Annotated in this window: 14 protein-coding genes; 2 read left to right on the top strand and 12 right to left on the bottom strand. The window is 33.6% G+C overall.

The genetic code is table 11. The features are described 5' to 3' along the window. Nucleotides 1-36: 36 nt before the first annotated feature. Nucleotides 37-876, top strand: a complete 840-nt coding sequence (locus GKZ86_RS00875; RefSeq protein WP_154781250.1) for an oxidoreductase — start codon at nt 37-39, stop codon at nt 874-876. Nucleotides 877-884: 8 nt separating this feature from the next. Here the strand turns inward: GKZ86_RS00875 and GKZ86_RS00870 are convergent, their stop codons facing one another. Further along, the gene (locus GKZ86_RS00870) at nt 885-1220 is read right to left on the bottom strand and encodes a helix-turn-helix domain-containing protein (protein ID WP_154781249.1); all 336 of its coding nucleotides are present in this window, start codon (nt 1218-1220) and stop codon (nt 885-887) included. Nucleotides 1221-1341: 121 nt separating this feature from the next. Here GKZ86_RS00870 and GKZ86_RS00865 point away from each other — a divergent pair, with 121 nt between their 5' ends. Then, nucleotides 1342-1779 (top strand): DoxX family protein, encoded by a 438-nt coding sequence (locus tag GKZ86_RS00865; RefSeq protein WP_154781248.1) that lies wholly within the window; start codon nt 1342-1344, stop codon nt 1777-1779. Here GKZ86_RS00865 and GKZ86_RS00860 read toward each other — a convergent pair. From GKZ86_RS00860 to GKZ86_RS00810, 11 genes are all read right to left on the bottom strand, one after another. Continuing rightward, nucleotides 1776-2978, bottom strand: a complete 1203-nt coding sequence (locus GKZ86_RS00860) for an ectonucleotide pyrophosphatase/phosphodiesterase (RefSeq protein WP_154781247.1) — start codon at nt 2976-2978, stop codon at nt 1776-1778. The two genes, GKZ86_RS00865 and GKZ86_RS00860, sit on opposite strands and share 4 nt — an antisense overlap. A gap of 161 nt (nt 2979-3139) precedes the next feature. Further along, a complete protein-coding gene (gene groL / locus GKZ86_RS00855) occupies nt 3140-4768 on the bottom strand; it encodes a chaperonin GroEL (RefSeq protein WP_154781246.1) in 1629 nt (542 codons plus the stop codon). 44 nt (nt 4769-4812) lie between these two features. Further along, nucleotides 4813-5169: a four helix bundle protein gene (locus GKZ86_RS00850; protein WP_154781245.1), complete on the bottom strand. Its 357-nt coding sequence runs from the start codon at nt 5167-5169 to the stop codon at nt 4813-4815. An 81-nt stretch (nt 5170-5250) separates the two neighbouring features. Continuing rightward, nucleotides 5251-5526: a co-chaperone GroES gene (gene groES / locus GKZ86_RS00845; RefSeq protein WP_012023920.1), complete on the bottom strand. Its 276-nt coding sequence runs from the start codon at nt 5524-5526 to the stop codon at nt 5251-5253. 140 nt (nt 5527-5666) lie between these two features. After that, on the bottom strand, nt 5667-6008 hold the full coding sequence (gene secG / locus GKZ86_RS00840) for a preprotein translocase subunit SecG (RefSeq protein ID WP_154781244.1): 342 nt from the start codon (nt 6006-6008) through the stop codon (nt 5667-5669). Nucleotides 6009-6011: 3 nt separating this feature from the next. Beyond that, nucleotides 6012-7817, bottom strand: coding sequence for a tetratricopeptide repeat protein (locus GKZ86_RS25220; RefSeq protein ID WP_194632582.1), 1806 nt, complete (start codon nt 7815-7817; stop codon nt 6012-6014). A 108-nt stretch (nt 7818-7925) separates the two neighbouring features. After that, nucleotides 7926-8432, bottom strand: coding sequence for an LptE family protein (locus GKZ86_RS00830; RefSeq protein ID WP_154781243.1), 507 nt, complete (start codon nt 8430-8432; stop codon nt 7926-7928). Nucleotides 8433-8530: 98 nt separating this feature from the next. After that, nucleotides 8531-9787 carry a sigma-54-dependent Fis family transcriptional regulator gene (locus GKZ86_RS00825; RefSeq protein WP_154781242.1) on the bottom strand — a complete coding sequence of 419 codons (1257 nt, stop codon included), beginning with the start codon at nt 9785-9787 and terminating at the stop codon, nt 8531-8533. 59 nt (nt 9788-9846) lie between these two features. Beyond that, nucleotides 9847-10218 carry a GxxExxY protein gene (locus GKZ86_RS00820; protein WP_154781241.1) on the bottom strand — a complete coding sequence of 124 codons (372 nt, stop codon included), beginning with the start codon at nt 10216-10218 and terminating at the stop codon, nt 9847-9849. Nucleotides 10219-10300: 82 nt separating this feature from the next. Beyond that, a complete protein-coding gene (gene miaB / locus GKZ86_RS00815) occupies nt 10301-11746 on the bottom strand; it encodes a tRNA (N6-isopentenyl adenosine(37)-C2)-methylthiotransferase MiaB (RefSeq protein WP_154781240.1) in 1446 nt (481 codons plus the stop codon). A 134-nt stretch (nt 11747-11880) separates the two neighbouring features. Beyond that, the gene (locus GKZ86_RS00810) at nt 11881-12258 is read right to left on the bottom strand and encodes a DUF6150 family protein (RefSeq protein WP_154781239.1); all 378 of its coding nucleotides are present in this window, start codon (nt 12256-12258) and stop codon (nt 11881-11883) included. Nucleotides 12259-12262 lie beyond the last annotated feature (4 nt).

Genomic DNA, 12262 nt, shown 5'->3' with positions numbered 1-12262 from the left:
CTTTGTCCTGTAATTAAAACGTAAAAATTTAAAATCATGGGACATAACAAAGTTTGGTTTATCACAGGTGCTTCAAAAGGACTTGGATTAGAATTAGCTAAAAAATTATTAGCAGAAGGTTTCAAAGTTGCTGCAACATCAAGAAGTGAAGAAGCTTTAGTAAAAGTATTAGGAAATCCGTCAGAAAATTTTCTTCCTCTGGAAATGGATTTAGTTAATGAAAAAAGCGTTAAAAATGCAATTGAATTAGCGGTAAGCCATTTTAAAACAATTGATGTTTTAGTAAACAATGCAGGTTATGGTTTATTAGGAACATTAGAAGAATTAACTGATGCAGAATCAAGAAAAAATTACGAAGTAAATGTTTTCGGACTATTGAATGTAATCAGAAATACAATGCCGTATATGCGTGCAGCAAGATCAGGACATATTTTTAATATTTCTTCTGTTGGAGGTTATTACGGAGAATTTCCGGGTTGGGGAATCTACTGTTCTACAAAATTTGCAGTTGCTGGTTTAACAGAATCTTTATCTGCAGAAATTAAACCATTTGGAGTTCATGCAACGATTGTTTATCCGGGTTATTTTAGAACTGATTTCTTAAAAGACAGTTCATTATTATTACCAGAAAACCCAATTGCAGAATATAAAAGTGTAAGAGAATCTGAAAGCGCTCACAAAGACGATATCAACGGAAATCAGCCTGGAGATCCTGTAAAATTAGCAGAAGCTTTAATTAAAGTAAGTCAGGATCAAAATCCACCGTTACATTTGTTTTTAGGAGAAGATGCTTTCAATATGGCGAACCAAAAAATAGCAAGTGTTCAGGGAGAATTAGAAGGATGGAAATCAGTTTCTGTTTCAACTGGTTTTTAAAAAAGGTTTTAGCCTAGTATTTTTTGTCGGTGTAAAAGCCCCCAATAATGCAATTCGTTTAGAACATTTTCTAAAGATTTTCCGTGTTCTGTAATAGAGTATTCAATAGTTGGCGGAAAAGTATCATAAACTGTCCTTTTTATCAGTTGATTGTTTTCAAGGCTTTTGAGCTCTTTGGATAAGGTTTTATCAGTTATTCCGGTAACAGCTTTAGATATTTCGTTGAAACGTTTGTTTTCTGCCGAAAGAGAAAACAGGATTAGCAATTTCCATCTTCCTTCCAGTGCTTCTAAAGCATCTTTGATTGAAAGTGCAGTTTTTGGACAGCCGCCTTTAATTAGCATTTTAGTTTATTTTAGAATTATACCACTTCCACTTTGGATAGCACTTTCCAAAGTGGAAGTACTGTAAATAAGGAAGTAAATATAAATATTTTTGAGATCTTAATTTATAATTTATCTCAAAATGGAAAAACACCCACATTCGAAAACGGTTCTTATTATGCTTTGGACGTCACAGATTATCTTATCTGTATGTTTTATTTGGGGAGCATCAATGAAATTATTTCTTTCAATAAAAGAATTATCCATGATGTGGCCTTGGACAGGTGAAGTTCCTGTTGCATTGGTAAAAGGAACAGGAATAATTGATTTACTGGCCGGAATAGGGATTATAATTCCATCATTTATTCAAAAACCTAAACTTGTATGGTTAACGTCTATTGGAACAATTGCTCTTATGTTTAGTGCAAGTATTTTTCATATCTGCAGAGGAGAAGCTTCTCAAATTGGCATTAATGTCTTTCTTGCTATTTTGGCAGCTTTTGTTGTCTGGGGGGAGAAAATAATCAAAAAAAAGCCTCATAGGATTTCTATGAGGCTTTTCTGTTGTGGTTATAATTAGTTTTTCAGCATGTTTTTTACTTCACTGAATTTTCCATCAATTTGGCCAATTTGCAAACCTAAAATATGAGCAATTAAAGGATAAACCGAAACGTTTTGAAAGGTTTTTACAGTTTTGTCAATTTTAAAAGCAGGACCTTTTCCATAAAAAATAGCATGCATATCTTTCTCATCATTATCATAGCCATGTGTACCACCATTTATGTGCGTAGTTTCTTTACCAACTAAACTCCATCCTTTATCGGCTTCAATAACAAAATCATGAACACGCGGATTGGTTCCGTAATGCAGTCTTTCAGGAACTTCACTTGATTTCCAAAATTTAATGTGAGGTACTTTTTTCAAAGCTTTTACAATAGAATCCTGAAAACCTGGTTTTGCCTGCAAACTCATAATAGGATTAATTACATCTTTATAACCTAACCATTCTGGTTTTAAATAATCTAGAACAGCTACTTTTTTATCATTGCTAATATCAGCCATTCCATGATCTGAAACAATAATTAAATTGATTTGTTTTCCGATGGCTAATTGATCTAATCTTCGGGATAATTCCCCCATAATGGAATCCATTTTAATGACCATTTTTTTGTTTTCAGGAGAAAGCGGACCAAAATTATGTCCCGTGTGATCCGGTTCATCAAAATATAAAGTCACTAGATGCGGACGTTGTTTTTCAGGAAGCTGTAACCATTTTAAAATCGTATCGATTCTGGCTCCATACGGAATTTTATTATCGTAGTTTTTGTAATAACTTGGGTTTCTTTTATCAATATCAGAACCCGGCCAGAAGAAAGATCCTGCTTTTACGCCTTGCTGTTCAGCAACATTCCAGATTGGATTTCCGCCATAAAATCTTGAATCATTTTTTGCATTTGATGACAATGAAAATGATTCGTTTAAAGCCGCATCATAAAAAACATTATTGATGATTCCGTGATGATCCGGATAAAGTCCTGTTACAATCGAATAATGATTTGGGAAAGTTTTACTCGGATAAGAAGGTTTCATTGACTTTGCATGACTGCCTTCTTTTGTAATTTGTTTTAAATTTGGAAGATTGAATTGTTTCTGATAATCCCAGCGAAATCCATCCATAGAGACTAAAACAACATAAGTATCTTTATTCGTTTGTGCCTGTAAAATAAAAGAAAACAAAAGGAAAGTAAAAGACAGGAGAGTGGTAAAATGTTTTTTCATTATTGAATTTTATTGAAGCCACAAAGTTACCCATAACTGCCTTTAAGAGCAAAAACAGAATGTTAAACAATCTTAAAATAAAACCCTTTTAATCCTTGAAATCTGCGGCAAAAAAAAACGCCAGACATTAATCTGGCGTTTAAGTTTTAAGAAAAGAACGATTACATCATTCCTGGCATACCGCCACCCATTGGCATTCCGCCAGCGCTTTCTTCTTTAATATCAATTAATGCACATTCTGTAGTAAGGATCATTCCGGCAACAGAAGCAGCATTTTCTAATGCAACACGAGTTACTTTTTTAGGATCGATAATTCCAGCTTTTAGCATGTCTACGTATTCGTCAGTTTTAGCATTGTATCCAAAATCACCAGAACCTTCAGCCACTTTTGCAACAACTACAGAACCTTCAAGACCTGCATTTTCAACAATAGTTCTTAATGGAGATTCAACAGCGCGAGATACAATCTGAATTCCTGTTGCTTCGTCAGCGTTATCTGCTTTAAGGTCTGCTAAAACAGCTTTTGCTCTTAATAAAGCAACACCACCACCAGCAACAATACCTTCTTCAACAGCAGCGCGAGTTGCGTGTAAAGCATCGTCAACTCTGTCTTTTTTCTCTTTCATTTCAACTTCAGAAGCTGCACCAACATAAAGAACCGCAACACCACCAGCTAATTTAGCCAAACGTTCTTGCAATTTTTCTTTATCATAATCAGATGTAGTAGTTTCCATCTGACCTTTAATTTGGTTTACTCTGTTTTTGATAATGTCAGCTTCACCAGCACCACTTACAATTGTAGTGTTGTCTTTATCGATAGAAACTCTTTTTGCAGTTCCTAACATTTCGATAGTTGTATTTTCAAGCGTATATCCTCTTTCTTCAGAAATTACAGTTCCACCAGTTAAGATTGCGATATCTTCTAACATTGCTTTTCTTCTGTCTCCAAAACCTGGAGCTTTTACAGCAGCAATTTTAAGAGCACCTCTTAATTTGTTTACTACAAGAGTAGAAAGAGCTTCTCCGTCAACATCTTCAGCAATAATTAATAATGGTTTTCCTGATTGAGCAACTGGCTCTAAAACTGGTAAAAGTTCTTTTAAAGAAGAAACTTTTTTGTCGTATAACAAGATGTATGGAGAGTCTAATTCAACTTCCATTTTCTCTGGATTTGTTACGAAGTAAGGAGAAAGATATCCTCTGTCAAACTGCATTCCTTCAACAACATCCACGAAAGTATCCGTTCCTTTAGCTTCTTCAACAGTAATAACACCTTCTTTGCCCACTTTTGCAAAAGCAGTAGCGATTAATTCACCAATAACTTCGTCGTTATTTGCAGAGATAGAAGCAATTTGTTTGATTTTGTCAGAATCGCTTCCAACAACTTTAGCTTGTTTTGCAAGGTCAGCAACAATAGCTTCAACTGCTTTATCGATACCACGTTTCAAATCCATTGGATTTGCACCTGCAGCAACGTTTTTAAGACCTTCTTTTACGATTGCCTGAGCTAAAACTGTAGCAGTTGTAGTTCCGTCACCCGCTAAATCATTGGTTTTAGAAGCAACTTCTTTAACCATTTGCGCGCCCATATTTTCTAAAGGGTCTTTTAATTCGATTTCTTTTGCAACCGAAACTCCGTCTTTAGTAACAGTTGGTCCACCAAATGATTTTCCGATAATTACATTACGACCTTTTGGTCCAAGAGTTACTTTTACAGCATTTGCTAATGCATCAACACCACGTTTTAATCCGTCACGTGCTTCAATATCAAATTTTATATCTTTTGCCATTCTATTTTTGCTTTAGGCAGGAGGCTTTAAGCTCTAAGCTTTTCCTACTGCTGAATTAATATTTGTTTTAATTTGTAAATTTTGCTTTTTATACTGTTGATTTTTTGTATTTGATTCACTGCAATTTCAGTATTAAGATATTGCAAATCTTTAGCTAGAATCAAAAGATATTCTGTTTCACTGGCAGAACCTAAAGCAATGTTGAGAAATTGATTGAATTCTTTGTCGCTATTTCTTCCACATCCTTCACTAATATTAGTTGGAATTGATGAAGATGCTCTTCTAATTTGACTTGTTAACCCATAAAGTTCTTCTTTCGGAAAAAGAGAAGTTATTTTATAGATTTCTAAAGTGAAAGAATGACTTAGCTGCCAAATATCGTATTTTTTAAAATCTCTCATTCTTTTTTGGCTTTATGCTTTAGGCAATAGGCTTTACGCTTTTGTTGGAGCATATAGCTTACGGCTTAAAGCTTACAGCAATTAAATTATTGCAAGAATATCATCCTCACGCATAATCAAATAATCAGTTCCTTCTAGTTTTAATTCTGTTCCTGCATATTTACCATAAAGTACAGTATCACCAACTTTTACGGTCATAGTGTGATCTTTAGATCCGTTTCCTACAGCAACTACAGTTCCTTTTTGTGGTTTTTCTTTGGCAGTATCTGGAATAAAAATCCCTGAAGCAGTTTTAGTTTCAGCTGCAACAGGCTCAATAAGTACGCGATCTGAAAGCGGTTTAATGTTTAAGGCCATGATTTTATATTATTATAAGTTATACGTTTTTTAATGTTCAATTAACTTTCAGAAATTATGCCATGCTGTTTTAACTGACATTATTTCCTAAAAAAAATGCCAGCTTTGACAGGCTGGCATTTCATTTTATATCAAAATTATTATTTTGCTGCAGGTGCTGTCGGAGCAGGTGTTTGCTGTACTGGAGCAGCTGGCGTATTAGTTGCCGGAGCTTCAGTTTTTTCAATAAGTTTAGAATCAGTATCGCTTAATGATCCTGTAAAGCTTAAGCTTGAAAGTAAGATTAAAGCAATCAGGATAGTAGCCAATGTCCAAGTACTTTTATCTAAAAAGTCAGTTGTTTTTTGCACTCCACCTAACATTTGAGTTCCACTAATTGTAGACGATAATCCGCCTCCTTTAGGGTTTTGAACCATGATTACTACGATCAATAGAAAACAAACTATTGTGATTAAAACTAAAAAAATTGAAAATGTGCTCATTGCTTATTTGTTATTGTTATTTTGTTGTAAAATCTTTATATCTGAAATACGGTCTGCAAAGAAACTAATTTTTTCTGGATATTTCAAAATTAATATTTCATATGCTTGTATTGCTTTTGTATATTTTTTTTGTTCCAAATATACTCTGGCCAAAGTCTCTGTCATTAAATAAGAATTATCTTCTTCATTAATGTCAAATTGAATTGGTGGAAGCGTTGTCGCCGTTGCTTTAACGGGCGGAATTTTAGGATTAGTTTCGATGAACTTATTGATCAATTCTGCTTTTTTCCTTTTTTCGTCCTCAACTATTTCGGGTTCAACAGCTATTTTCTTTTCAGTAATATTCTCAATAGCAACTTCAGGAGTTTTTTCGACTTCTTTAATTGCTTCGATTTCTTTTACCTCTTGAACTTCCTGAACAACTTCATTTGTTCTGTCTATAGGTTCTGGTCTTGCTAGTTGAAGCCATTCCTGAAAAGAATGCTTTTCATTTACTGAAAAATCTAAAGGTTTGCCTATTTCAAGATTTTCTTCAGCAATTTTTATAGTTTCTTCTAATGGAGTTTCTTTAGCTTCTTCTTCAATTACTATTGACTCTTCGATAATAACAGGAGTAACTTCAATAGGTTTCTCGTCTATAGTTTTTATTTCTTCAGAAACAACTGTTACGGCTTCTTTAGGTTCTTCTATAAATGTTGGCTCTTCAAGAATAACAGTAATAACTTCTTTCGGATCTTCTTCTATAGCTTTTGGCTCTTCTAAAATAACCGGAAGAACGTCATTAGGTTCTTCAGTTTTTATTTCTTCAAAAACAAGTGTTGCAACTTCTTTAGGGAGTTCTATAAATTTAGGTTCTTCAACGATAATTTTTTCTGAAGGTTTTGACTCTTCAAAAATAACTGTTGTAGATTCTTTTATAGACTTATATATTGATTCTTCAATAGGATCAATTCGAATTTCGTTGTATTTTTTTTCTTCCTGAATAACCGGAATAGTTTCTTCAATAGTATTTAAAACAGTTTCTTCAGCAATAGGATCTTCTGTTTCGTCTGTTACAACTTCATCAAAAAAGGTTATTCTTTCTTTAACGGGAACAGAAATAACTTCTTCTTTTATAGTTTCAATTATTGGTTCTTCTTCAGTTTTTGCATCTTCTTCAAAACTAACAACTGGTGTTTGTTCAAAAGAAGTTTCAGCAGCTTCTATAATAGGTAGCTCTTCTGTTTTAATTGCTTCTTCAAAAATAACTGATGGCGTTTCTTCAGTTACATTTGAAATAGTTTCTTCAATAATAGCATCAACAGTTTTCTCTTCTGTTGTAATTGCTTCAACAGGATTTGGAATAACTTCTTCGATAACAGAATCATTAACTTTTTCCTCGATTTTAGTCGGTTCGTCAAAAGATGTTGATGTAGCTTGACGGATAGAAGTTAAAATAGATTGTTCAAGCGGATCAATTTTGGCTTCGGGAATTTTCCTGGTTTCTTCGGGCAAAACAAGTTCGCTGTCTAAAACATTAATATTTAAAAGGTCACGAAGTTTTCGATCGTAAAATTCATTTTGAATTGAAGTAAAAGTCTCCGAAGTAATAAAATCAAATAAAACAGAACGATCTGTAGTATGAGCCGCAGCAACTTTTAAAGCATAATTATACTTAAAACTATTTTGATTATAAAGCCCTTTTAATCGCAATGCGCGTGCACTTTGAAAATACGGAAATTCAATCAAAACATTGCCTAATGATTCCGTTTGCTTTTCTGTAATAGCGTCGGGTTTATTTATTAGGTATGTATAATCAGTTACGTTCATTTTTTTTGTTTAATCGTTTATTCTCGTTTATTTGTCTTGTTCGTTTAACTGTTTAATCGTTTATAGAACCGACTTAACGATTAACCGATTAAACAAATCAACAGTTTCTTACCATTTTGCCAATGACTCATTAAAGATATCTTGGGTAATTCGTTCATAAATTTCTTTAATGGCAGCATTTAAAGCAGAACCAACAAGTTGTTGTGTTCCTGGATAATCTTTGTAGAATTCGAATGTTTTTTCAAAATCATCAGTTTCTTTCTTTCTATTCGAAAATCGAACATTTATTCTGATTGTCAAACGGTTTTGTGCTGCTTGCTGGTCTGCAGTTGCAGTCATTGGTGTTGTTCTGTAATCTACAATTTCCCCTTCATAAATCAAATCTCCACCGCTGCTTACTAAGTTTAAGTTGGTTTGATTTTGAATTAAATCCTGCAAAGCCAATGTAAAATCTCTGTCGATTCCTGGTTCAATCAAATCAGCATTATTCTGAAAGAAGTTAACCTGAAAGGTTTTAGCATCGATTGGACCTTTTGCTCCGGTAAAATTGTAATATCCGCAACCACTAAATGTTGTGGCAACCAGAAGAATTAAGATATATTTTAAGTTTTTCATTTTTTATTTATAGATTGCTTCGCCACTTCACTGACGATTGGGTCAAAGATATAATTTTCGTTTAAAATATTTTGAGTCTTAGTGTCTTTGTGGCAAGACTACAAATCGAATTGTTTAATTTTTCGGTATAAAGTCCTTTCAGAAATACCCAATTCGTCAGCAGCAGCTTTTCGTTTTCCCTTGTTTTTTTCTAATGATTTTTTGATCATTTCGATTTCTTTCTGCTCTAAACGTAAAATTTCTTCCTCTTCAATTGTTTCGGCAAATAAGTAATTGTCATCTTGTATCTGATAATTATCTTCGCGAGTTGCAGGCGTCATAACAGCGGTTCTTGGTTCTTCTTCAAAATCTATTTCGCTGTCATTTTCTTGTGAACCGTATATTTTCTGAATTAAATTTGGATTGATGTCCTGAACTTTAGAATTTCCATTTTTCATTAATTCTAAAGTGAGTTTTTTCAAATCATTCAAATCACTTTTCATATCAAAAAGCACTTTGTACAAAATATCTCTTTCAGTACTAAAATCGCTTTCTTTTTTCTTATCGTTAATTACAGACGGCAGATTGCTTCCTTCAGTAGGTAAATACGATTGTAAAGTAGCAAGTGTAATATCGCGGTTGGTTTCTAAAACCGAAATTTGTTCTGCTACATTTCGCAACTGGCGAATGTTTCCGTTCCATCTGAATTTTTGCAAAAGCTGAACCGCATCATCATCTAATTTCAACGGTGGCATTTTGTATTTATGTGCAAAATCGGCAACAAATTTTCTGAACAATAAATGAATGTCCTCGTTTCTTTCGCGTAATGGCGGTAAAGTAATTTCGACTGTTGTTAGACGATAATACAAATCCTCACGAAATTTTCCTTTTTCGATTGCATTAAATAAATTCACATTTGTTGCAGCCACAATACGAACATTCGTTTTTTGAACCTGCGAAGAACCTACTTTTATAAATTCTCCGTTTTCAAGCACACGCAACAAACGAACCTGAGTTGTTAATGGTAATTCTCCAACTTCATCAAGAAAAATAGTTCCGCCATCGGCTACTTCAAAATAACCTTCACGAGTGCTTGTTGCACCGGTAAAAGCGCCTTTTTCGTGACCAAAAAGTTCACTGTCAATTGTTCCTTCCGGAATAGCTCCACAGTTTACAGCAATATATTTTCCATGCTTTCTATGTGAAAGTGAATGAATTATTCTTGGAATATTCTCTTTACCAACACCACTTTCCCCAGTTACCATTACCGAAATATCAGTAGGCGCAACCTGAATGGCTTTTTCAATAGCGCGATTTAATTTCGGATCATTTCCAATAATTTCAAATCGTTGTTTTATTGCTTGAACTGTTTCCATGTATGTTTTTTATCTTTTGCCACGAATTTCACGAATTTCCACAAATTTTTGAAATCGGGTTAATGAATAACTCTTTTATGTTGTAAAGACTTTTTATTAAAGTTAACAATAATTCCTAAATCGCTATCTGCTAGTCTTAAATAATTAATTGTTTGAGCGGTATGCTCATCTATAATTTCTTTAGATGCTTTTATTTCTAAAATGATTTCTTCATAAACTACAAAGTCAGCATAGAATTTATGTGCTAAAACAACGTCTTTGTATTGAATATTATATTCTTTTTCACGTTCAAAAGGAATATTATGTTTTATAAATTCATATTCCAATGCATCTTTATATACAATTTCAAGAAGTCCTCCTCCCAGTATCCTATGAACTTCCATGCAAATTCCAACTATTTTATAATATTCCTCTTTTCTATATAATTCCATATTTTGTTTTTGTACAAACATATTGAATAAAAAATAAAGTAAGAAAATTAGTGTAAATTAGTGAAATTCGTGGCAAACTATTTTAATTCATTTCAGAATATCCAACAGCTTCACCTTTTAGAGTTCCGCTTGTACAGCTTGTGATTTTTACGTTTACGAAATCCCCAATTTTATAATCTTCTTTTGGAAAAACTACTGTAATACTTTGAGAGTTTCTTCCTGAAAATTCTTCTGTTGATTTTTTAGAAACTTTTTCTACTAAAACTTCAACAACTTGTCCAACGAATTCTTCGCTTCTAAACCAAGCGTGTTTTTGTTGTAAATCGACAATTTCCTGCAATCTTCTGGCTTTGGTTTCTTCGGGAACATCATCTTCCATTTTTCTTCCGGCCAAAGTTCCCGGACGTTCAGAATACGAATACATATAACCGAAATTATATTTTACATATTCCATCAAACTCATTGTATCTTGGTGATCTTCTTCGGTTTCTGTTGGAAAACCGGCAATCATATCTTGTGATATCGAAGCATTCGGAATAATAGCTCTGATTTTATCAATCAAAGTCATATATTCTTCACGAGTGTGCAAACGATTCATTTCTTTTAAAATTCGGTTACTTCCAGATTGAACCGGCAAGTGAATGTGTTTGCAGATATTTGGATGTTTCGCAATAACATGCAACACACTTTCGTGCATATCCTGAGGGTTTGAAGTCGAAAATCGGATACGCATTTTAGGGAACCCAACAGCAACCATTTCAAGCAATTGATCAAAATCTACGGCTGTGGCTTTTTGCATTTCAGAAGCACTTACAAAATCTTTTTTCAAACCGCCGCCGTACCAAAGGTAACTGTCAACGTTTTGTCCTAAAAGAGTGATTTCCTTAAAACCTTTATCCCACAAATCCTGAATTTCTTTCATGATACTTTGAGGTTCACGGCTGCGCTCACGACCACGTGTAAAAGGAACAACGCAAAACGTACACATATTATCGCAACCACGGGTAATCGAAACCAAAGCTGTAATTCCGTTGCTCATCAAACGAACCGGCGAAATATCTCCGTACGTTTCTTCTTTTGATAGAATTACATTGATAGCGTCACGGCCTTCTTCAACTTCTGCTAATAAATTAGGTAAATCTTTGTAGGCATCAGGACCAACAACAAGGTCAACGATTTTTTCTTCTTCCAAAAACTGACTTTTCAAACGTTCGGCCATACAGCCTAAAACGCCTACTTTCATTTTCGGATTAATACGCTTTACCGCATTATATTTTTCAAGACGTTTACGAATAGTCTGTTCAGCCTTATCTCGAATCGAGCAGGTATTTACAAGCACTAAGTCAGCATCTTCAAGGGTTTGTGTAGTATTGTATCCGTTTATTGATAAAATAGAAGCTACGATTTCACTATCCGAAAAATTCATCGCACAACCGTAACTTTCAATAAAAAGTTTTTTAGTATTCTCAGGTTTATTTTCTAAAACAAGACTTTCGCCTTGTTTGCTTTCTTCAATAATCTTTTCCATTGTATAATTTCAAAGTGCAAAGATAACGCAAAAGGTATAAATATGACAAGATGTCAGATAAAGAATTAACAATGTTTTCAGAAATGTTGAGAAATTGGTAATTGGAGATTTTTAGAAATCAGATTCCCATGGAGTTATTCAAAAAACTTCTTTTTAGAATCATCATTCCAACCCGCCTGATTCGAGTATTCAACATAAAATATTTTAACATCGGCCTGATTCGCGTATTGTGTAAAGAATATTTTCTTGTCGGCTTGATTTTCATATTCTGTAAAAAACCACTTTCCATTATTTTTTCCAGCCTGATTATTATGATCTGCCTTATAAACTTTTAGATCAGCATTATTAGCATATTCTACAATAAAAACTTTTACATCTGCTTGATTAGCATATTGAGCAGAATATACTTTTTGGGCATTTGCTGAGAAAGAAGAAGCAATAATTGCTAAAAAATATAGTTTAGTAGATTGAACTTTTAAAACTTTGAATTTATTGAATGTGGTATTGTTCATAAAT

Origin of the sequence: Flavobacterium sp. LC2016-13 (assembly GCF_009707955.1) — a bacterium.
GTDB lineage: Bacteria > Bacteroidota > Bacteroidia > Flavobacteriales > Flavobacteriaceae > Flavobacterium.
This window is presented reverse-complemented; position numbering and strand designations above follow the sequence as displayed.